The organism is Arthrobacter sp. 10L430, from assembly GCF_056395245.1.
In genome coordinates this window covers 34019-54488 of record NZ_JBFTJD010000020.1, presented here as the reverse complement: position 1 = coordinate 54488, position 20470 = coordinate 34019, and the positions used below count along the sequence as shown (strand labels likewise).

Sequence of the window (20470 nt, the reverse complement as noted above, 5' to 3'; positions counted from 1 at the left end):
AGGCGGGAGCGCTCAGCGGGGAGGGCTCCAGGCCCACTCGCGGATCTCCGGAAGATCCTCAAAGTGCTCACGAATATACTCGGCGTGGGCTGCCAGCTGCCGGTTGCAATGATCAGCCAGGTCCTCCGCTCCCGGGAGCTCCCGGGGCAGCCGTCGCAGTGCTTCCAGCGCCAGGTGGTAACGGCTCATTCTGTTGACCACCACCATGTCGAAAGGTGTGGTGGTGGTTCCCTGCTGGCTGTAGCCCCGGACGTGGAACCGTTCCGGGTTGGGACGCCCATGCAGCAGCTGGTGGAACGAGCGGGCGTAACCGTGCCAGGCGACAACGACATCGCACTTGTCGGTAAACAGGCGGCTGAACGCAGTGTCGTCGAGGCCATGCGGGTGGGTGTCCCGGGGCGGCAGCACCATGGCGTCCATGACGTTGACCACGCGGATCCGGGCCTGGGGCACGTGACGCTGAAGCAGCCAGGCCGCGGCCAGCGCCTCCTCCGTGGGGATGTCCCCGGCGCAGGCCAGGACAAGGTCAGGATCGGCGGTGGTCGCCGGCTCCTCGTTGCCGGCCCAGTCCCACCGCGATGCACCGGCCGCGGCGTGGGCCCGCGCTTCCGCCAGGGTGAGGTACTGCGGATGGGATTGCTTGTCCACGACGACGAGGTTGACGTAGTCCGTGCTCAGCAGTGCGTGCTCCGCGGCCACGAGCAGCGTGTTGGTGTCCGGCGGCAGATAGATCCTCGTCACCTCGCCCGAGAGTGAAAGCACGGTATCGATCAGGCCCGGGCCCTGGTGGCTGAAGCCGTTGTGGTCATTGCGCCAGCACGTTGAGGTCAGCAGGATGTTGAGGCTGGGAACGGGGGAGCGCCATTCGAGGTCACGCGCATGCTGCAGCCACTTGGCATGCTGGACGGCCATCGAGGCGCTGACCATGGCGAACGCCTCATAGCTGGCGAAGAACCCGTGCCGGCCGGTCAGGGCGTAGCCTTCCAGCCAGCCCTGGCAGAGATGCTCAGACAGCACCTCCATCACCCGTCCGTCAGCGGAGACATGATCCGCCGGAGCATCCCCGGCCTTCGGCGGAACCAGGAGGCACCTGTCGGTCGCCGCGAACACGTCGCCCAGGCGGTTGCTGTTGGTCTCGTCAGGGCAGAAGAGCCGGAACCGGGGCATATCTTCTGTGGCGCGGTAGAGATCGCGGAACAGTTCCCCGAGCGGTTTGGTGGTCTCACTGCTGGTGGAGCCGGGCCGGCCCGGCTCCACCGCGTACTGCGCCAGATCCGGGATGACGAGCGGCACCGACGGCTGGCCGTTGGCCCACGGCGCAGATCCCATCCTCAGCCTGCCTTTGGGCGCGAGCGCGGCCAGCTCAGGAACGAGCCTCCCCTCGGCGTCGAACAGCTCTTCGGGTCTGTAGGAACGCATCCACTGTTCGAGCAGCGCGAGGTGTTCCGGATTGTCCTTGACGCCGGACAGCGGAACCTGGTGGGAACGGAAGGTTCCCTCCACCGGGCTGCCATCCACCGATTCCGGACCCGTCCAGCCCTTGGGTGTCCGCAGGATGATCGCGGGCCAGCGGGCCGCGGCTGTGACACCGTTGCTGCGGGCGTCCGCCTGGACTTCCCGGATGGTGGCATAGGCACCGTCCAGCGCGGCCGCCATGGCCCGGTGGACGGCGTCGGGCTCGTCGCCCGCAACGGTGACCGGATCCCAGCCGTTCGCCCGCAGGAGCGCCTCCACCTCCTCGTCGGAGCGGCGCCCCAGCACCGTGGGCCCCGAAATCTTGTGCCCATTGAGGTGGAGGATCGGCAGGACAGCGCCGTCCCTGGCGGGATTGAGGAAAAACGGAGCCACCCAGGAAGCGGCCAGCGGTCCAGTCTCGGCCTCGCCGTCACCGATCACGCAGGCGGCAATCAAGTCCGGGTTGTCCATGACCGCCCCGGTGCCGTGCATGAGCGAGTACCCCAGCTCACCGCCTTCGTGGATGGATCCCGGCGTGGCGGGCCCGACGTGGCTGCCGACCCCTCCTGGCGTCGAGAACTGCCGTGCCAGCCGCCTCAGGCCGGCAAGGTCCTGGCTGATGTCCGGATAAATCTCGGAGTAGGTGCCTTCCAAATACACGTTCGCCACCACCGATGGGCCGCCGTGTCCCGGGCCGGCGATGAAAAGGACGTTCGCGGCCGTCCTGCTGATCAGCCGGTTGAGGTGGACGTAGACCAGGGACAGCCCCGGTCCTGTGCCCCAGTGCCCGAGAAGCCTCGGTTTGATGTGGAGGGATTCCAGCGGTTCACGGAGCAGCGGATTCTCCTGGAGGTAGATTTGCGCCACCGTGAGGTAGTTGGCGGCATTCCAGTACCGGTGCAGCAGCTCAAGATCTTCAGCCGATAGTGCTTCGGCTGCGTCGGTGTTGTCCGTGCCCATGCCCCGTGCCTCTCGTCGGATCTGCTCCAGCGTTGACGGCCACAGTCTAACCCCGGAGTTGGCGGCCCAATCCGCGGCAAGGTGGGGTCGACGTCAAGAAGGTGAGATCAGATCCAGTTCGGTGCTGCCGGCACCTCGGGTAGGACTGTTCCGTTCTGTTCGGCGGTGACACCGGAGATGCCGCGGCCGGTGGCCCAGCGGACCACGTCTGCGAGCGTGCCCGAGATCACCAGCGGCGCGTCCGCCCCGGTGTCGCCGAACGTGAGCTCGGTCCCCGTCACCTTGATGAGGAGCCCTGTATCGGTGCCGCGGGTGTGCCAGGCGCCGGCGATGTCCTTCAGCAGCCGACTGAGTACCGGTGCGGGGATGTCGGTGAAGGTGGCGCCGTTGTTCAGGTCGACGGCGTGGACCCAGACTTCGCGGGTGCGCATCCACACTGTCTCCTCGGCGCGGACGGTCCGGCCCTGGACGGTCTTGACCTTGTGGTGCCAGGCGTCCTCGGGCAGGTCGCGCCACTCGACGTTCAGGTGCACGGCGGAATGGTCGAAGAGGTTCCGCAGCGCGATGGGGCTGAGCGTGGCACCGAAGTCGATTTCGTGGTCCCGCACCGACGTGGAGGCGTACATGGGTGTCTCCACGCCGGTGCCCGCCCACTCGACCAGCCGCGCGATGGCCCGCGCGTTGTAGCCGATGTGCGCCGTGACGTGGCGTCGGGTCCAGCCGGGCAGCAGCGAATCACCGTCGAGGTCCTGGTCGGAGAGTTCGTTGAGTTTGCGGGCGAAGAACGCCGTGCCCCGACGCGCCTGCAGCAGCCCCTCGAGCAGCTCCGGGTCCGTGGTCTGGTCGGTGCGGGCGGCCATCAGGCTTCCTTGACCACGCGGTTGTTCAGCTGGCCCAGGCCCTTGATGGTGGTCACGAGGACCTGGCCTTCCTGCAGGTACCGCTTGGGGTCCTGGGCGTGGCCCACCCCGCCGGGCGTGCCGGTGGCGATGACGTCGCCGGGGTTCAGCGTGATGATGGTGGAGATGTAGGAGACCAGGAATTCCGGGGTGAAGACGAGGTCGCCGGTGGGGGTCTGCTGCTGGATCTCGCCGTCCACTGCGGAGGTCATCAGCGGACCGGCGGAGAACTCATCCTTGGTCACCAGGGCCGGACCGAACGGAGTGCTGTTCTCCCAGGTCTTGCCCTGGAGCCACTGGATGGTGCGGAACTGGTAGTCGCGCATGCTGATGTCATTCAGCACGGAGTAGCCGGCGATGTGCTCTGCGGCGTCCGCTTCGCTGATCCGGCGGCCCTTCTTGCCGATCACGACGGCGAGCTCGGCTTCCCAGTCCACGGTGTCCGACTCCTGCGGGAGGGCCAGGTCATCGTTGGGGCCGATCAGGGATTCCTGGTACTTCGCGAACAGGGTGGGGTACTCCGGGATATCCCGGCCCATTTCCTTGATGTGGTTGCGGTAGTTGTGGCCCACGCAGATGATCTTGCCCGGGGCAGGGACGACGGCGGCGAGGTCGGCGCCGTCGAGCGGGTGCGTTGCGCCGCTGGCCGCCTTTGCCTTCTCTTCCCAGGCGGAGTCGCGGAGGAGTTCCCCGACGTCGGCGAAGCCGTCGATTTCGGTGAGGGTGTCGCCGTCCTGGCGGACGGCCGTGGTTCCAGTTTTATCCCCAATGGAGAGGCGGAGGGTAAGGAGTCTCATTTACTTGCGTCCTTCGGTGTAGGTGCGGTTGAAGTTCAGGCGTTCGAGGATGGGGGCGTCGCTGAAGCGGAACAGGTCAAACTCCGTCTCGGCCTGGAGGGACCATTCCTGCCAGGACGGGACGACGAACAGGTCGCCCATGGCCAGGGTCCTGGTTTCGCCGTTCAGCACCACGGTGCCGGTGCCCTCGAAGACCTGCCAGACACTGGAGCCGACCTCGCGCAGCGACTCGGTGGTGGCGCCGGCGCGGAGGCGGTGGAATTCGGCCCGGATGGTGGGCATCACGTCCCCGCCGGTGGTGGGGTTGGAGTACCGGATGGCGGCGTGGCCCTGGGACACGGTGGCCGGATGCCCCTCGTCCTCGAGCAGCAGTTGCTCGCGCAAGGCCCGGTCGGTGTGCTCCCAGCGGTACGCGGCGATGGGGGAGTTCGTGGTGTCATCCAGGCCCGAAAGCGGCCGCAGGCCTGGGTGCGCCCAGAGCCGTTCGGACCGGGAAATGTCAGGGGTGGCCTCGTCCGTGACGCGTTCGGTGCCGAATTCGAAGAACCCGGCGTCCGCATAGTGCACGAACGGGATGTCCAGGCCGTCGATCCAAGCCATCGGCTGGTCGGTGTCGTTGTGGTGGCCATGGAAGTTCCAGCCCGGCGTCAGCAGGAAATCCCCGCGGCGCATTGCCACCGGATCCCCGTTGACCACGGTCCAGACGCCTTCGCCCTCCACGACGAACCGGAACGCGTTCTGGGAGTGCCGGTGTTCCGGGGCGGTCTCGTGGGCGCCGAGGTACTGGATTGCCGCCCACAGGGTAGGCGTGGCATACGGCGTACCGGACAGGCCCGGGTTCGCCAGGGCAATGGCGCGGCGCTCACCGCCCCGGCCCACCGGGACCAGGTCCCCGGCGCGGGCGGCCAGCGGGTACAGGTCGCTCCAGCGCCAGACATGCGGCACGGCCTTCGGGGACGGGACCATCGGCATCAGGTCCGCGATCTCGGTCCACAGCGGGATCAGGTTACCGCTTTCGAAGTCGCGGTACAGCTGCTCGAGCTGGACGGTCTCTTCGGCCGTCGGCTCCGGGACGGTCTGCCCGGCGGCAACTGATTTTTGCGTTGCGTTCTCGGCGCTGATGGACACAGGGGCCTCCTCGGTGGGTGCGGATAGCGTTTGGGCGTACATCCGACTGTAGAGACCTACCGATGTGATCCCCACGATATTCTGCCTGCCAGAATTATCTAGGGGGTAACCCGCTGGGAGCGCTTAGCCCGGCTCGGCGGGATTGGCGGCGATGTCTATTTCCAGCTGCCGCCGCGTCTCCAGCATCACAGCCACCAGGCCGGCATCGAACAGCCTGCGGAACCTGGCCACCGGAGTGGCGACGCTGAGGGCGCCTACCACTACGCCCTTCCCGTTATGGAGGGCCATGCCCAGGGCGCTGATCCCGTCCTCGGTCCCTTCGAAGTTGGCGGCAAAGCCGTTGGTGCGGACGGTCTCCAGTTCCCGCAGGAAGGCCGGATACTCAGCGTCCGGAATACTGTCGCCGCCGATCTCAGCGTTCTGGCTGCGGAACAGCTGGTCGATCATCGCAGGCTCAAGCTCGGCGAGCATCGCCTTGCCGCCCGACGCCTTGCTGGCCGGCAGCACTGTGCCCTGCCGGTCACCCACGCGGAGAACATTGGTACTTTCAACCGTGTCCAGGAACCGGACCTTTGTCCCCACCCGGATCATCAGGTTGACCGTCTCGTTCACCCGGGAGCACAGCAGCTCCATATGGGGACGGGCCAGGTCTCTCAAAAGCCGCGTCCAGCTGACCCCCGCGGGACCCGCCCCCATGGCGGGCCCCGGCACGTAGCGGCGGGATTCATCCTGGACCGCAAAACCGCGGTACACCAGCATGGCTAAGAGCCGGTGGGCAGTGGAGGGCGCAACCCCGAGCTCCTTCGCCGCATCCTTCAGACGGAGGCTCCCGCCGTCGCGCAGCAACTGAAGCAGCTGGAGCGCGTTGTCCACCGCCTCAATGGAGTATGTGGGTTTCTTCTGGAGGGGCAAGTTCTGCACGACAGAATTTTATAGGTTCCCGATGGCGACTGCCACCACAGTGGTGGGATGAATCACATACCTTCCGCTGCGGCGCCGGAGCGGTCCACCAACGGCGCAACCCTGGCGGCCGGGCCCTCGTCCCGGTTCCCCAAACAAACTGCCATGGCAGTTCTTGTTTGCTGGCTCCTGGTCGTCTTCGACGGCTACGACCTCATCGTGTACGGCACTGTGCAGTCGTCGCTCATCAACAACACCGGCTGGGGCCTGACGAAGGCCACAGCCGGCACCGTCGGTTCCATGGCTTTCCTGGGGATGATGATCGGCGCCATATTTGCCGGCCGGATGTCTGACACCTTCGGGCGCCGCCGGACGATCCTGGGATGCGCGATCGTGTTCTCGGCCTTCACCATCCTGTGCGCCTTCGCTCCGAGCGCCCCTGTCTTCGGCGGGCTCCGGCTGCTGGCCGGCATCGGGCTCGGCGGGCTGGTTCCCTCGGCCAACGCGCTGGTGGCGGAACTGGTGCCGGCAAAATGGCGGTCCACCATTGCCACCCTGATGATGTCCGGTGTTCCGATCGGCGGCTCCATTGCAGCGCTGGCGGGCATTCCGCTCATTCCTGCCTTTGGCTGGCCGGTGATGTTCCTCATCGCGGTTCTGGCACTGCTCGTTGTCATTCCGCTGGGATATCGCTACCTGCCCGAGACTCTGGCCCCGGTGCGTGCCGGTGGCCAGGCCACGGAACCTGCCGGCTTTGGTTTCCTGCTCCGCGCCCCTTACCTGGGCATGAGCGTGCTGTTCGCCATTTCCACCCTGGTGACGCTCTTCGCCTGGTACGGCCTGGGCACCTGGCTGCCCAACCTCATGCAGCTTGCGGGCTACAACCTTGGCTCAGCACTGACGTTCGCCCTGGCGCTGAACCTCGGTGCTGTCGCCGGCTCGGTCATCACCGCCTGGGCAGGCACGCGCTTCGGACCCATTCCGACGGCGATAGCGGCGGCCGCCGTCGCCGTCGTCGCCCTGGTGGTCCTGGTGGCGGGGCCTCCCGTCACCGTCGTTTATCTGATGCTGGTTCTTGCAGGCGTCGGAACGCACGGCACCCAGTGCCTGATCATTGCGGCGGTGGCCAGCCACTACCCGGCGCACCTCCGCGGCACCGCGCTGGGCTGGGCACTCGGCGTCGGCCGCATCGGTGCCGTCGCGGCGCCCCAGGTGGGTGGGCTGCTGCTCGCAGCCGGCCTGGGCGTCAATTCGAACTTCCTGGCATTCGCGGGAGCGGCCGCCGTGGCCGCCGTTCTGCTCGGAGCCATCGGAATCAAAATCAATTCAAAAACCCCAACCTCAGTAGGAGCTCACAATGTCTGACCGGAAAACGTCCACCGATGTCCTCGTTATTGGCGGAGGAATGGCCGGCCTGGCCGGAGCCCTGGCGCTGCGCGAGAACGGCGCCGACGTGACGCTCGTTGAACGTGCACCGGAATTCGGCGAGGTCGGAGCCGGCCTTCAGATGGCCCCGAACGCCTCACGGGTTTTGAAGCGGTGGGGCCTTCTGGACAAGGCGCTGGAGATCGGCGTCCAGCCCAAGCACCTTGTTTTCCGCGATGCAGTCACCGGCGAGGAGCTCACCCGCCAGACGCTCGGCGGCGAGTTCGAGGAACGCTACGGCGCGCCGTACGTCGTGATCCACCGCAGCGACCTGCACCGGGTCCTCCTGGAAGCTTGCCAGGATGCCGGCGTCCGGCTGGTCAACGACGTCATGGTGGAAAGCGTGGAGACCGTGAACGGCCGGGGCGTGGCCCACACCGCCGGGGGCACCGACTTCGAAGCCGATGTTGTGATCGGCGCCGACGGCCTCAAGTCCACCCTCCGCCCCGCAATTGCGCAGGACGGCCCCGTCTCGTCGTCCTACGTCGCCTACCGGGGCACTGTGCCGATCACGGAGAACACCCCCAAGGCCGATCTGGAAGACGTCATCGTCTACCTCGGACCGGACTGCCACCTCGTGCAGTACCCGCTGCGCAAGGGCGAACTGCTGAACACCGTGGCCGTCTTCAAGTCGCCGTCGTTCGAGCGCGGCGAGGAGCAGTACGGCGGCGTGGACGAACTCCAGGCCGCCTATAAGGACTGTGTGCCGGCAGTCCAGGAGGCGCTCAAGAACCTGGCCACGGGCATCCGCTGGCCCATGTACGACCGCGACCCGATCGAAAACTGGGTTGCGGGCCGGATGGTCCTGATGGGCGACGCCGCGCACCCGATGCTGCAGTATCTCGCCCAGGGCGCGTGCCAGGCCCTCGAGGACGCCGCTGTGCTGCAGGACGCCAGCCACGGCACGGTGTTCACCGACGACGGCGTGGACCCAGCCGCCTGGGACCAGGCCATCAGCGACTTCAACGCACGGCGTGCCGCCCGGACGGCCCGCGTCCAGCGCACCGCGCGTGTCTGGGGCGAGTCCTGGCACGTTTCGGGACTGGCTCGGACCCTGCGGAACCTGCTCTTCAAGAGCCGCAAAGACGGGGACTTCCAGTACAACGACTGGCTGTACGGCCAGGACAACGACGGCGTTCCCGCCGCCTCGGCCCCGGCCGGCCGGGTCAGGGTGCCCGCCTGAGCCCTCGGGTTCCGACAACGTCAACAGCTTGTCCAGGAAGGCCGGACGCGGMAAAAACCGCGTCCGGCCTTCCTGTGTCCCCATAAGCTGGAGATGGACCGAATCGGGCGGCTCGGTGTTCAAGGCGCCGTGTGCAGGACGGCGCTTTATCCAAGAGGCACTGTGATCAGGAGGCATCGTGGCCAATTCATCCTCGGGTGAATCCGTCATCCGCCGCTTCGTCACGATCGTCGGCGCCTTCGACGAGATCCATCGAAGCATGACCGTCGCGGCCCTCGCCCGCCGCACCGGACTGCCCGTCACCACCACCTACCGGCTCGTGGACGAAATGCTGTCCGAGGGCCTGCTGGAGCGGGGACCGGCCGGCGTGCAGATCGGCACGCGCCTCTGGGAACTCGTTTTCCGCAGTTCGCGAATGCTCGGACTCCGCGAGGCCGCCCTGCCCTTCATGGAGGACGTCCAGGCCGTAGTCCAGTACTCCACCACGCTCGGCATCCTCGATTCGGACGAGGTGCTCTACATCGAGCGGCTCGGCGCCAGCTCGTCGATCGTCAACATCACCCGGATCGCCGGCCGGCTTCCGCTGCACGGCACCTCGTCAGGCCTGGTCCTGCTGGCCCACTCCGCCCCGGAATACCAGGACAGGATCCTGTCCCGGCCGCTTAAGAAGTACACGGAAACTACCGTCACAGACCCGCTGGCCCTCCGCCGGCAGCTGGCTGAGATCCGGCAGCGCGGGTACGCGGCCATGCCCGGATTCATCGTTCCCGAATCCAGCGGCATCGCCGTACCGGTCACGGGCCCCGACAACACGGTGATTGCAGCCCTGAGTGTGGTGGTGCCGCGCAACGAGGAAAACATCCAGACCCGCGTCCCCGTGCTCATGGCAGCCGCCCGCGGCATTTCCCGGTCCCTCGGCCGGCGAGAACAGCTCACGGGTACGGTGCGGCAGAGCAGGGACGTCCCGGATTACCGATGAACGGAAATGATGTGGTTCCCTTCACATCCGCCCTGCCAGTCTGTGGTGAGAGGTAAAAGAACCGCACCAAACACTGCGGAGCAGAACCGGTAGAGACCCCGTACGGGGCCACCCCACCCCACACACGAGCCGACCCGGCTCTGTTTCGTGCTGCCCGCAGGATCGGTGCCCGATCACACCAGCCGCATCGGAGCGGCAGGAGGAGCATGCAATGAACGCCAGTCGGGTAGCAGGAAAAACCGCGGTGGTCACCGGCGGCAGGGGAGACCTGGGCAGCGCCACTGTCCGCCTCCTCGCAGAGCACGGCGCAAAGGTGGCCAGCCTGGACATCGCCGGAACGCCGCCGGCTGTGAGGCACAGCGGTGTCACCGAGTACGACGTCGACGTCACCAATGAGGACAGCGTCGCCGCCGCGGTGGCCAGGATCCGCAACGACCTCGGCGCCCCCGACATCCTGGTCAACGCCGCCGGCATTATCGGCCCGGCAGGAGCATCGCACACCGCCTCGGTCCCGGACTTCGACCTCATCTTCAACGTGAACGTCAAGGGCGTCTGGCTCATGACCAAGCATGTGGTGCCCGGCATGATGGAAAACAAGGCCGGGAGCATCATCAACTTCTCCTCCATCCACGGGCTCACCGGCGGCCGCAACGTCCCGCTCTACCATGCCACCAAGGGGGCAGTCCGGCTCCTGAGCAAATCAGATGCCGCCGCCTACGGCGCCCACGGAATCCGCGTCAACTCCATCCATCCCGGATCCATGAACACCAGGATGAGCCGGCGCTCCGCGGAGCAGTCCGACGTCGGAGCCGAGCGCTACTACAGGCAGCTGGTGGGCTCCAACCCGCTGCCCCGGCAGGGCGAGCCGGACGAAATCGCCTACGGCGTCCTCTACCTGGCGTCCGACGAGTCCCGGTTCACCACCGGCTCCGAACTTGTGATCGACGGCGGCTACACCGCCGTCTGATCCGCGCCTGCGAGCGCCGCACCATTCCTTCCGCACAACCAAGCTTCAGCTGAAAGGCCATGCCATGAAATTCCTCTACGGAACCCCCGCGGACCGCTACGACGTCGTCGTCGTCGGCTCCGGCGCCGGTGCCCTGACTGCCGCCGCCACCGCGGCGCACGCCGGCAAGTCCGTCGTTGTCCTCGAAAAGTCTGCCCTGCTGGGCGGAACGTCCGCCGTCTCCGGCGGGATGTTGTGGGTGGCGGACAACCACCACGCCAGGGCTGCCGGCATCACCGACTCCAAGGAAGCCGCCCGGACATACGTCGCCGCAGTGGCGCGGGGGCGGGGGCGCCGTGAGCTCCTGGACGCCGCCCTGGACTATGGGGACACCATGCTCCGCTACACGGAAGAGGAACTGGGCCTCAGGTTCCTGTTCCTGAACAACTTCCCCGACTACCGCCAGGACCTGCCAGGCTCCGTGGAAGGCGGACGCACCGTGGAGCCCGAGCTCTTCAACATCCGCGAAGCCCTCGGCGACCTCGCCGCGCACGTGCGCTCCGACGGCCGGGCACCCTTCACCATGCAGGAATACGAAAACTGGGGTGCCTTCACCAAGTTCCCGTGGGCCGACCTCAACCGCCGCCAGGCCGAGGGCCTCGTGGCCAAGGGACACGCCCTTGTTTCCATGCTGCTCGCCAGCCTGGTCCGCGACGGCGCGGCCCTCGCCGTCGGCGCGCGGGGGCACCGGCTTCTGACCAGCGGCGGCCGGGTGACCGGCGTTGAACTGGAGACCGGGGAACAGATTCAGGCCAACGACGGCGTGGTCCTTGCCACCGGCGGCTTTGAATGGGACCGTCAGCTGGCCGACTCCCTGCTGGCGTCCCGGCTGTACGCGATGTGCTCCACGCCGTCGAACACCGGTGACGGGCTGAAGATGTCCCAGCGCGTTGGCGGCCAGACCCGGGGCACGCGCGAAGCATGGTGGGCTCCGATGGCGATCACGGGGGACACCCGGGACGGACAGCCGGTGGGCACCCTGCTCCGCTTCGAACGCCAGGGTCCCGGGTCCATCATGGTCAACCGCAACGGCGAGCGCTTCGCCAACGAATCCCAGAACTACAACGACCTCGCCCGCTGCCTGCAGTCGTGGGATTCGCCCAACAACCGGACACTGAACACGCCGGCCCATGTGGTGTTCGACCACACGTACCTGGAGCGCTACGGCGTCCTGGCCCACCGCGCAGGCATGCCCACGCCGGACTACCTGATTGAGGCGCCCACCCTGGCAGAACTGGCAGTCAGGATCGGCGTGCCTGCGGGCAAGCTGACCGCCACCGTGGACCGGTTCAACGAGTTCGCCGTCAAGGGCGAGGACCCCGATTTCGGCCGGGGTGAGAGCGCCTACGACAAGTACTGGGGTGACGACGACTGCCCATGGCCCAACCCGTCCCTCGGACCGCTGCAGAACGGTCCCTACTACGCCCTGGAAGTAGTCAACGGTGCGTTCGGCAGCAACGGCGGCGTGGCCACCGACGGCCGGGGACGGGTGCTCGACGTCGACAACCAGCCGATCGCCGGGCTGTTCGCCGCCGGCAACACCACCGAAAATGCCTACGCGGCCGGTTACCCGGGCGCCGGGGCGACCCTGGGCCCCATCATGACGATGGGCTACCTCGCAGGACGGACAGCCGCCGGCCAAAGTGCCAGCTACCCGGCCGGGGAGCGGGCAGCCGCTCTCGCCGGAGCCCGGCCATGATGCGGCACGCCGTCCTGTTCCGCTTCAAACCGGACTTCCCGGCGTCCGACCGGCAGGCCTGGATCGACGGCCTGAACCGCATGGATGGAAACATCCCCGGCCTGCTGTGCCTCACCCACGGCCCCGACGTCATGGGCACCGAACGGTCGTTCGACTACGCCATCGTGGCCGACTTCGCGTCAGTGGACGACGTCGCCGTCTACAACACGCACCCGCTGCACGAACCGCTGAAGAAATACTCCTTTCCGAACAGCGAACAAATCCTCTCGGTCGATTTCCACCTCTAGTCCCGTCCATCCGGATACGGTCCCGTCCGGGTGGACAAGATCCCGTCCATCCCGACAAGACCCCGTCCGCCCGGACTACGACGTCCCAAGGAGATTCACATGTCCACAAATTCACCTGCCGGCGCAGCAGAGTTTGCGCCACCGCGCAAGACGCCTGGCAAGGCCGCCCTCGCATCCTTCCTGGGCAGCACGCTCGAGTACTACGACTTCTTCATCTACGGCTCTGCCGCAGCGCTGGTGTTCAGCCACTTGTTCTTCCCCAGCGGCAACCCGGCCGTCGGACTGGTGGCCTCCTTCGCCACTTTCGGCGTCGCCTATGTGGCGCGGCCCATCGGCGGGCTGGTCATGGGGCACTTCGGCGACAGGCTGGGACGGAAACGCACGCTGCTGTTCACTCTCGGCATGATGGGACTGGCGTCGCTGGGCATCGGGTTCCTTCCCACCTATGAGCAGGTGGGTGTCTGGGCGCCCATCCTGCTGACCGCCGGCCGGCTGCTCCAGGGATTCTCCGCGGGCGCAGAGTCAGCGGGTGCCTCCACGCTCACGCTTGAGCATTCCCCGGAGGGGCGGCGCGGCTTCTTCACCAGCTTTGTCATGACCGGTTACGCCTCCGGCATGGTGTTGGCCACCCTGGTATTCATCCCGATTTCAGCCCTGCCGCAGGACCAGCTGATGAGCTGGGGCTGGCGCGTCCCCTTCTGGCTCTCCGTGGCAGTGCTGGCCATCGCTTACTGGGTCCGCACGCATCTGGACGAGACCCCCGTCTTCGAAGAGGCCCAACAGTTCGACGAGGTCAAGTCACTGCCTATCCGCGATGTGTTCAGATTCCAGACGCCTGACGTGCTGCGCGTGATCGGCATGTCCATCATGTCCGTCATGCAGACAGTCTTCACGGTGTTCGGCCTCGCCTATGCCACCGGCACGGTAGGTCTGGACAAGGCCTCAGTCCTCACGGTGAATGCCGTCTCCATTGGGCTGTCGATGTTCGTGATGCCCGTGACGGCTCAGCTCTCGGACCGCGTGGGGAGGCGCCCGCTCCTCATCACGGCAGCCCTTGGCTGCTCTGCGACCATCTTCGGGTACTTCTGGGCCCTGGGCACCGGGAACATGACCCTGATCTTCCTGGCCGCCTTCGTCAACATGACCCTCTTCTACTCATGCTTCAACGGCATCTGGCCGGCCTTCTTCGCGGAACAGTTCGCAGCGCCCATCAGGTATTCCGGCATGGCCATCGGAAACCAGCTTGGCCTGATGGTGGCAGGATTCGCCCCGATGATCGCCGGGCTGTTGCTGGGCGCTGGACGGAACGGCTGGATTCCTGTGGCCCTGTTTGCCGCAGCCTGCATGGTGATCGCCGGAATAGCTGCCTACTTCTCCCGGGAGACGGCCCGGACGCCCATAGCGGATCTGGGCGGCCCATACCTGAAGGGCGTGGCGGACCGTCGAAGTGCCAAGCCCTTGCCCGCCCGGACGCCAGTTCCGTAGCGTTGGCCTCAGAGCCTTGGGCGGCCCGAGCCCGGGCCGCCCAAAGCCGGCGTCCGCCCAGACGCATCGCCAGGCGGCCTGGCGGGAGAGGCCGTGGCCAGGACCGCGCCGGAAGGACCAAGCCATGGGAAACGTGTCGCTGTACCTGGACGTCGACGGCGTGGTGTGCCCGTTCGGGGCCACCGGCGACACCCCCTGGGGCTCGGCGTGGACGTACGCCTACGCCGGGATGCTTGAGGTTGCGTATGCGGGGGAGCTGGTGGTGGCCCTGAACCGGCTGGCACCGACCCCCGGTCTCCGCTGCGTGTGGCTCACGAGCTGGGAAGAACTGGCACCGGCGGTCCTTTGCCCGGTCACCGGGCTCGACGGCGGCCAGTGGCCGGTGCTGACCGCGGACGGCGCGGGAGGCGGGGCGGACTGGTGGAAGCTCGAGGCAATCCAGGCGGACGTCGAATTCACCCGTCCCGAGCGGATCATCTGGATTGACGACCAGCTCGCCTTCGAGGGCCGGGCCCAGGCATGGGCAGGAGTGCTCGGTGCCCGCGCCCTGCTGGTTTCGCCTGACCCGAGGCGCGGACTGTCACCGGTGGAGCTCGACTCCATCCGGATTTTCGCGGAGGACACGGTTTGACCTGATCCTCAGGGCGCGTACGATCTATAAGGTTTCAAACCCGTCCTGCAACCACCCGCAAGTCACACCGGCCGAACAGCCGGTGAACTATGCTTTGCAGGGCAGGCAGGGGAAAGTGGAACTGCTGACCGTCGACTCTGCAGATTGGGCAACAGGTGGATATCACCTTCATGGTGGCGCTGGTCATAGCGCTGGCATTATTTTTCGACTTCACCAACGGCTTTCACGACACGGCGAATGCGATGGCTACACCCATTGCCACCGGTGCCATCAAACCGAAGACGGCAGTTGCGCTCGCGGCGGTCCTGAACCTGGTGGGCGCCTTCCTGTCAACGGAAGTGGCAAAGACCGTCTCAGGCGGCATCATCCGCGAGGGAGCCGACGGCGTCCAGATCACCCCGGACATCATCTTCGCGGGGCTCATGGGTGCCATCCTCTGGAACATGGTCACCTGGCTCAAAGGGCTGCCGTCGAGTTCCTCGCACGCCCTGTTCGGCGGACTGATCGGCGCAGCCATTGCAGGCATCGGGTTTAATTCCGTGAACCTCGAGACCCTGCTGCAAAAGGTCATTCTGCCGGCCGTCTTCGCCCCGGTCATCGCCGGCGTGGTCGCTTACATCTGTACCCGCATCGCCTACGCGCTCACGTCCCGGCACGATCCCGAGACCGGCAGCAAGCTCACGCAGAAACGCGGCGGCTTCCGGACCGGCCAGATCTTCACCTCAAGCCTGGTGGCACTGGCGCACGGCACGAACGACGCCCAGAAGACCATGGGCATCATCACCCTGGTGCTGATCGCGGCCGGCACGCAGAGTCCGGGCACCGGACCGCAGCTGTGGGTCATCGGCGCTTGCGCCCTGGCCATCGCCGTTGGCACGTATGCGGGCGGCTGGCGGATCATCAGGACCATGGGCGCCGGGCTTACCGAAGTGAAGCCCGCGCAGGGCTTCGCGGCAGAGTCCAGCACCGCCTCCGCCATTCTTGCCTCGTCGCATCTGGGCTTCGCCCTCTCCACCACCCAGGTGGCCTCCGGATCAGTGATCGGCTCGGGGATGGGCCGCAAGGGCACAACCGTCCGTTGGGGGATGGTGGGGCGCATCGCCCTCGGCTGGCTCTTTACCCTTCCCGCTGCCGGCATCGTTGGCGCCCTCACCGCGCTCCTCGTCAAGACAGGTGTTGTGGGCGTGGTCATCGCTGCGGTCGCCGGCACCGGAGCCGTGCTCTATATGTTCCTGGTTTCACGCAAGTCCGAAGTGGGCCACCACAACGCCGTGGAGGTCGAAGAAGCCGGACAGGCTGTCCGTTTCGCGAAGAAGAAAGCCCTCGCCCGGGCACGTGCCAAGGCGAACAATCCGAAGGATTCTCAGCAATGAAGTGGTTGGAACTCCTCACAGTAGCCGGAGCCACGCTCGTGGCCGCGGTAACCGTAGTGGTCCTCTATTCCCTGGGTGTCCGCCTGACTGCCATTGCCGGAGACCGCCAGGTCACCGCTCCCGTGTGGGTCCCCTACCTCGCCTACGCCTGCTTTGGGCTCTGCGGCATCGCCGTACTCTTCGGGCTGTACCTGATCATCCCTTACTTCAGCGGCTAACCCACCGACGCCACACAAGCCTCTGCGGCCTCTGGGAACCACGGCCGGGGATGGCTAGTCTTAGACCATGCCCAGCGTCCAGTACTACGTTGCATCGTCCCTCGACGGATTCATCGCCACCGCTGATGACGATCTTGCCTGGCTGCTCCAGTTCGACGGCTTCGACGGCGGCAAGGAGAGCTACGACTCGTTCATGGCCGGCGTCGGCTGCATCGTCATGGGCGGCACCACCTACCAGTGGCTGATGGACCACGAGTCCGGCAATTGGCCCTATCCCGAAACCCCTTGCTGGGTCTTCACCCACCACGAATTCACAGCACCCCCGGGCGCAGACGTCACCTTCGTGCGGGGGCAGGTCCAGGAGTTCGCCAGGGACTTCACGGGCGATGCCGCCGGGAGGAATGTGTGGGTGGTGGGCGGCGGTGACCTTGCGGCCCAGTTCGCCGATGCCGGCCTGCTGGACGAGCTCATCGTCTCGATCATCCCCGTGGTGCTGGGCCAGGGGAAGCGGCTGCTTCCCCTGAACGTCCCGACGCCGCCACTTGAGTTGGTTGAGTCCCGCACCCAGGGGCGGGGGATCGTGGAGCTCCGCTACCGTTTCGGCGGAGAGGCCGGATAGGCCGGATAGCGTACCCGGCACGCCGGAAGGCGGCCTGAGCGCCGCCAGACGCCAGTGTGGCCGGCCCGGTGATGCTACGTGTTGATGTCCCGGATCAGGTTGGTGATCCGGGCTGTCGAAAGCCTGCGGCCGTGCTCATCGGTCATGACGATTTCGTGGGTGGTGAGCGTGCGGCCGAGATGGATGGCCGTGCAGGTTCCCGTCACGGTGCCAGCCGCGATGGCCCGGTGATGCGTAGCGCCCACCTCGATGCCAAGCGCCTGGCGCCCGGGGCCGGCGTGCATGCCGGCCGCGAAGGAACCGAGGGTTTCCGCGAGCACTACATGGGCGCCGCCGTGCAGGATCCCTGCCACCTGGGTATTCCCTTCCACCGGCATGGTGGCCACCGTCCGCTCGGGGCTCATTTCCAGGAAGCGGATCCCCATCTTCACCACCAGGGCGCCGATGCCGAACTCGCCGAGCCAATCGTGCAGCTGCTCCGGGACGCCGGCCGTGATCAGTTCGTCCTTGAACCGCACCTCTTCGGCGGGCTGGCCGGGCGTGAAATTGTCCATCATGGCAACTAGGCTGGCACCTGTGAGTGAAACTACCAAACCGGCCCCTTTCCCGTCCGACGCCGACACCCTGCAGGATATTGCGGTCCCGCGTCCCGCCGGCCCCGCTGCTTCCGCGACCGTGGCCCCGGTTATTCCCCTGACGGACCAGCCGCGCCTCCTGGTGCTGGACGGACACTCCATGGCGTTCCGGGCCTTCTTTGCCCTCCCTGCTGACAAGTTCTCCACGTCCGCTGGCCAGCACACCAACGCCATCCACGGCTTCACGTCCATGCTCATCAACCTGATCAAGGAGCAGAAGCCCACCCACATTGCCGTGGCCTTCGATGTCTCGGACGAAACCACCCACCGCAAGGCCGAGTACAGCGAGTACAAGGGCGGGCGCAACGAGACGCCCAGGGAGATGAGCGGCCAGATCGATCTCATCGACAAAGTCATGGGCGCGTGGGGCATCAAGACCATCAAGATGCCCGGCTACGAAGCGGACGACATCCTGGCGACCCTCGCCGCAATGGGTGAACAGGCAGGCTTCGAGGTACTTCTCGTGTCCGGCGACCGTGATGCCTTCCAGCTGATTACGGACAACGTCTTTGTGCTGTACCCCAGGAAGGGCGTCAGCGACATTCCCCGGATGGATGCCACAGCCATCCAGGAAAAGTACTTTGTCAGCCCGGCCCAGTACTCGGACCTCGCCGCCCTGGTCGGGGAGACCGCGGACAACCTCCCTGGCGTTCCCGGCGTCGGCCCCAAGACGGCGGCCAAGTGGATCAACCTGTACGGCGGGCTGGAGGGGGTTCTGGAGAACCTCGACGCGATCGGCGGGAAGGTGGGGGACGCCCTCCGCGAAAACGTCGAGGACGTCAAGCGCAACCGGCGGCTGAACAGGCTCCACACTGATCTTCAGCTCCCGGTAACGCTGGACGAACTCGCGGAACCCCGCCCGGACGAGGCCGCCCTGGAGCAACTGTTCGACGACCTTGAATTCAAGACCATCCGTACGCGGCTCTTCGCCCTCTACGGCAGCGACGACGTGGAATCCGCTAAGCGGGAGAGCATCGACACGCCGGCTTTTGTGGCCCCTTCCGGCGCTACTGAGCTGAGTGCTTTCCTGGCGGCCGGAGCCGGTAAGCGGTCGGCCGTCGCCGTTGACCTGGTGCCCGGCCGCATCGGCGAAGACGCCGCAGCACTGGCCATTGTCCGTGACGACGCCGCCGTCTACATCGACCTCGCCGCCCAGGACGCCGCAGCGGAAAACGTCCTGGCGGAGTGGCTGCGTGACGGGCAAGCCCCGAAGGTCATGCATGGCTACAAGGCAGCCCTGAAAGCCCTGTCCAGCCGTGGCCTGGGCCTGGAAGGTGTAGTGGATGACACCTCCATCTCCGGGTACCTCATCCAGCCGGACCGCCGCACGTATGAGCTCGCCGAACTGGCTCAGCACCACCTCAACATCAGCATGTCAGCCGAGACCGCCAAGGCAGGCCAGCTTGAGCTGTCGTTCGACGGCGACGACGCCGCCGCTGCCGACGCGCTGGTCCGGGTAGCCGCGGTAGTCCAGGCCCTGAGCCGTTTCTTCGAATCGGAACTGACGGAACGCAAGGCGGCGGACCTGCTGACCACCCTGGAGCTGCCCGTCAGCCGGGTTCTGGCCGACATGGAACTCGCTGGCATCGCCATCGACATGCCGCGCATGGACGAACAGCTTGCGGATCTCGCGAAGGTGATCGACAACGCCCAGGAACTCGCCTTCGCCGCGATCGGCCACGAGGTCAATCTCGGATCGCCCAAGCAGCTGCAGACGGTACTCTTCGAAGAACTCCAGCTGCCGAAGACCAAGAAGATCAAGTCCGGCTACACCACCGACGCCGCGTCGCTCAAGAACCTGCTGGAGAAAACAGGGCACGAATTCCTGGTCCAGCTCATGGCCCACCGCGAGTCCTCGAAGCTGCGCCAGATGCTGGAATCGCTCAAGAAGTCCGTTACCGAAGACGGCCGGATCCACACCACGTATGCGCAGAACGTGGCAGCCACCGGCCGGATCTCCTCCAACAACCCCAACCTGCAGAACATCCCCATCCGCAGCGAGGAAGGCCGGCGCGTCCGCGGCATCTTTGTGGTCAGCGAAGGCTACGACTGCCTGCTGTCCGCGGACTACTCACAGATCGAAATGCGCATCATGGCCCACCTCTCGGGGGACGCCGGCCTGATCCAGGCCTACAAGGAAGGCGAAGACCTCCACCGCTTCGTGGGTTCCAACATCTTCCATGTGCCCACCGATCAGGTGACCAGTGCCATGCGATCGAAGGTCAAGGCGATGTCCTACGGCCTCGCCTACGGCCTGACCTCGTTCGGCCTCTCCAAACAGCTGGAGATCTCCGTCGACGAGGCACGGACACTCATGAAGGACTACTTCGACCGGTTCGGCGCCGTCCGCGACTACCTCCGCGGCGTGGTGGACCAGGCCCGGATCGACGGTTACACCGCCACGATCGAGGGGCGCCGCCGCTACCTCCCGGACCTCACCAGCACGGACCGGCAGCTGCGCGAGAACGCTGAGCGCATTGCCCTGAACTCTCCCATCCAGGGGTCGGCGGCTGACATCATCAAACGCGCCATGCTGGGCGTGCACTCCGAACTCGCAGCCCAGGGCCTCAAATCGCGCATGCTCCTGCAGGTCCATGACGAACTGGTCCTGGAGGTCGCAGCGGGGGAACGCGAGGCGGTGGAGAAGCTGGTCACCGAACAGATGGGCGCCGCGGCCCAGCTGAGCGTTCCGCTGGACGTCCAGATCGGCGTCGGCCCCAGCTGGTACGACGCCGGCCACTAGCAGTTTCAGGAAGCGCAGGGCGCCGGAGCGGCGCCCTGCGCGCGTCAT

At 66.4% G+C, this 20470-nt stretch carries 18 protein-coding genes; 12 read left to right on the top strand and 6 right to left on the bottom strand.

What is annotated here, in order from left to right; all coding sequences use genetic code 11:
- Nucleotides 1–12: 12 nt before the first annotated feature.
- The 5 genes from AC1DDG_RS16205 to AC1DDG_RS16185 all read right to left on the bottom strand — a co-directional run bounded on the left by AC1DDG_RS16205 (nucleotide 13) and on the right by AC1DDG_RS16185 (nucleotide 6160).
- Nucleotides 13–2415: a phosphoketolase family protein gene (locus AC1DDG_RS16205; RefSeq protein ID WP_230117237.1), complete on the bottom strand. Its 2403-nt coding sequence runs from the start codon at nucleotides 2413–2415 to the stop codon at nucleotides 13–15.
- 107 nt (nucleotides 2416–2522) lie between these two features.
- On the bottom strand, nucleotides 2523–3275 hold the full coding sequence (locus tag AC1DDG_RS16200; protein WP_476876829.1) for a maleylpyruvate isomerase family mycothiol-dependent enzyme: 753 nt from the start codon (nucleotides 3273–3275) through the stop codon (nucleotides 2523–2525).
- A complete protein-coding gene (locus AC1DDG_RS16195; RefSeq protein ID WP_476876828.1) occupies nucleotides 3275–4111 on the bottom strand; it encodes a fumarylacetoacetate hydrolase family protein in 837 nt (278 codons plus the stop codon). Before AC1DDG_RS16195 ends, AC1DDG_RS16200 begins: the two co-directional genes overlap by 1 nt.
- Nucleotides 4112–5239, bottom strand: a complete 1128-nt coding sequence (locus AC1DDG_RS16190; RefSeq protein ID WP_476876827.1) for a cupin domain-containing protein — start codon at nucleotides 5237–5239, stop codon at nucleotides 4112–4114. It abuts the gene before it with no gap.
- A 123-nt stretch (nucleotides 5240–5362) separates the two neighbouring features.
- Nucleotides 5363–6160 (bottom strand): IclR family transcriptional regulator, encoded by a 798-nt coding sequence (locus tag AC1DDG_RS16185; RefSeq protein WP_230117233.1) that lies wholly within the window; start codon nucleotides 6158–6160, stop codon nucleotides 5363–5365.
- A gap of 48 nt (nucleotides 6161–6208) precedes the next feature.
- Between AC1DDG_RS16185 and AC1DDG_RS16180 the strand changes: the two genes are divergently transcribed.
- From AC1DDG_RS16180 to AC1DDG_RS16130, 11 genes are all read left to right on the top strand, one after another.
- Nucleotides 6209–7504 carry an MFS transporter gene (locus tag AC1DDG_RS16180; protein ID WP_476876826.1) on the top strand — a complete coding sequence of 432 codons (1296 nt, stop codon included), beginning with the start codon at nucleotides 6209–6211 and terminating at the stop codon, nucleotides 7502–7504.
- On the top strand, nucleotides 7497–8747 hold the full coding sequence (locus AC1DDG_RS16175; protein WP_230117231.1) for an FAD-dependent oxidoreductase: 1251 nt from the start codon (nucleotides 7497–7499) through the stop codon (nucleotides 8745–8747). The genes AC1DDG_RS16180 and AC1DDG_RS16175 overlap by 8 nt, the downstream gene beginning before the upstream one ends.
- Before the next feature lie 178 nt (nucleotides 8748–8925).
- Nucleotides 8926–9726, top strand: a complete 801-nt coding sequence (locus AC1DDG_RS16170) for an IclR family transcriptional regulator (RefSeq protein ID WP_476876825.1) — start codon at nucleotides 8926–8928, stop codon at nucleotides 9724–9726.
- Between the two features lie 211 nt (nucleotides 9727–9937).
- Complete coding sequence (locus AC1DDG_RS16165) at nucleotides 9938–10693, top strand: SDR family NAD(P)-dependent oxidoreductase (RefSeq protein ID WP_476876824.1); 756 nt, start codon at nucleotides 9938–9940, stop codon at nucleotides 10691–10693.
- A gap of 64 nt (nucleotides 10694–10757) precedes the next feature.
- Nucleotides 10758–12431 carry a 4-oxocyclohexanecarboxylate 2-dehydrogenase gene (gene chcC1, locus AC1DDG_RS16160; RefSeq protein WP_230117228.1) on the top strand — a complete coding sequence of 558 codons (1674 nt, stop codon included), beginning with the start codon at nucleotides 10758–10760 and terminating at the stop codon, nucleotides 12429–12431.
- Complete coding sequence (locus AC1DDG_RS16155; RefSeq protein ID WP_230117227.1) at nucleotides 12428–12718, top strand: Dabb family protein; 291 nt, start codon at nucleotides 12428–12430, stop codon at nucleotides 12716–12718. The genes chcC1 and AC1DDG_RS16155 overlap by 4 nt, the downstream gene beginning before the upstream one ends.
- 99 nt (nucleotides 12719–12817) lie before the next feature.
- On the top strand, nucleotides 12818–14203 hold the full coding sequence (locus AC1DDG_RS16150) for an MFS transporter (protein ID WP_476876823.1): 1386 nt from the start codon (nucleotides 12818–12820) through the stop codon (nucleotides 14201–14203).
- 124 nt (nucleotides 14204–14327) lie between these two features.
- Nucleotides 14328–14834 carry an HAD domain-containing protein gene (locus tag AC1DDG_RS16145; RefSeq protein WP_230117225.1) on the top strand — a complete coding sequence of 169 codons (507 nt, stop codon included), beginning with the start codon at nucleotides 14328–14330 and terminating at the stop codon, nucleotides 14832–14834.
- Nucleotides 14835–14989: 155 nt separating this feature from the next.
- Nucleotides 14990–16207, top strand: a complete 1218-nt coding sequence (locus AC1DDG_RS16140) for an inorganic phosphate transporter (RefSeq protein ID WP_290369706.1) — start codon at nucleotides 14990–14992, stop codon at nucleotides 16205–16207.
- Entirely contained in the window at nucleotides 16204–16425 is a 222-nt protein-coding gene (locus tag AC1DDG_RS16135) for a hypothetical protein (RefSeq protein ID WP_476876822.1), read from the top strand. The genes AC1DDG_RS16140 and AC1DDG_RS16135 overlap by 4 nt, the downstream gene beginning before the upstream one ends.
- Nucleotides 16426–16492: 67 nt before the next feature.
- Nucleotides 16493–17044, top strand: a complete 552-nt coding sequence (locus AC1DDG_RS16130) for a dihydrofolate reductase family protein (protein WP_230117223.1) — start codon at nucleotides 16493–16495, stop codon at nucleotides 17042–17044.
- 74 nt (nucleotides 17045–17118) lie between these two features.
- Here AC1DDG_RS16130 and AC1DDG_RS16125 read toward each other — a convergent pair whose 3' ends face one another.
- Complete coding sequence (locus AC1DDG_RS16125) at nucleotides 17119–17601, bottom strand: hotdog fold thioesterase (RefSeq protein ID WP_230117222.1); 483 nt, start codon at nucleotides 17599–17601, stop codon at nucleotides 17119–17121.
- Nucleotides 17602–17779: 178 nt separating this feature from the next.
- Between AC1DDG_RS16125 and polA the strand changes: the two genes are divergently transcribed.
- Nucleotides 17780–20422, top strand: a complete 2643-nt coding sequence (gene polA / locus AC1DDG_RS16120; protein WP_230117316.1) for a DNA polymerase I — start codon at nucleotides 17780–17782, stop codon at nucleotides 20420–20422.
- The last annotated feature ends 48 nt before the right edge of the window (nucleotides 20423–20470 follow it).

Coding starts and splice junctions, on each gene's coding strand:
- AC1DDG_RS16205 (WP_230117237.1), bottom strand. CDS start 2,415: ATGGGCACGGACAACACCGACGCAGCCGAAGCACTATCGGCTGAAGAT.
- AC1DDG_RS16200 (WP_476876829.1), bottom strand. CDS start 3,275: ATGGCCGCCCGCACCGACCAGACCACGGACCCGGAGCTGCTCGAGGGG.
- AC1DDG_RS16195 (WP_476876828.1), bottom strand. CDS start 4,111: ATGAGACTCCTTACCCTCCGCCTCTCCATTGGGGATAAAACTGGAACC.
- AC1DDG_RS16180 (WP_476876826.1), top strand. CDS start 6,209: ATGAATCACATACCTTCCGCTGCGGCGCCGGAGCGGTCCACCAACGGC.
- AC1DDG_RS16175 (WP_230117231.1), top strand. CDS start 7,497: ATGTCTGACCGGAAAACGTCCACCGATGTCCTCGTTATTGGCGGAGGA.
- AC1DDG_RS16165 (WP_476876824.1), top strand. CDS start 9,938: ATGAACGCCAGTCGGGTAGCAGGAAAAACCGCGGTGGTCACCGGCGGC.
- chcC1 (WP_230117228.1), top strand. CDS start 10,758: ATGAAATTCCTCTACGGAACCCCCGCGGACCGCTACGACGTCGTCGTC.
- AC1DDG_RS16155 (WP_230117227.1), top strand. CDS start 12,428: ATGATGCGGCACGCCGTCCTGTTCCGCTTCAAACCGGACTTCCCGGCG.
- AC1DDG_RS16150 (WP_476876823.1), top strand. CDS start 12,818: ATGTCCACAAATTCACCTGCCGGCGCAGCAGAGTTTGCGCCACCGCGC.
- AC1DDG_RS16145 (WP_230117225.1), top strand. CDS start 14,328: ATGGGAAACGTGTCGCTGTACCTGGACGTCGACGGCGTGGTGTGCCCG.
- AC1DDG_RS16135 (WP_476876822.1), top strand. CDS start 16,204: ATGAAGTGGTTGGAACTCCTCACAGTAGCCGGAGCCACGCTCGTGGCC.
- AC1DDG_RS16130 (WP_230117223.1), top strand. CDS start 16,493: ATGCCCAGCGTCCAGTACTACGTTGCATCGTCCCTCGACGGATTCATC.
- AC1DDG_RS16125 (WP_230117222.1), bottom strand. CDS start 17,601: ATGATGGACAATTTCACGCCCGGCCAGCCCGCCGAAGAGGTGCGGTTC.
- polA (WP_230117316.1), top strand. CDS start 17,780: ATGGCGTTCCGGGCCTTCTTTGCCCTCCCTGCTGACAAGTTCTCCACG.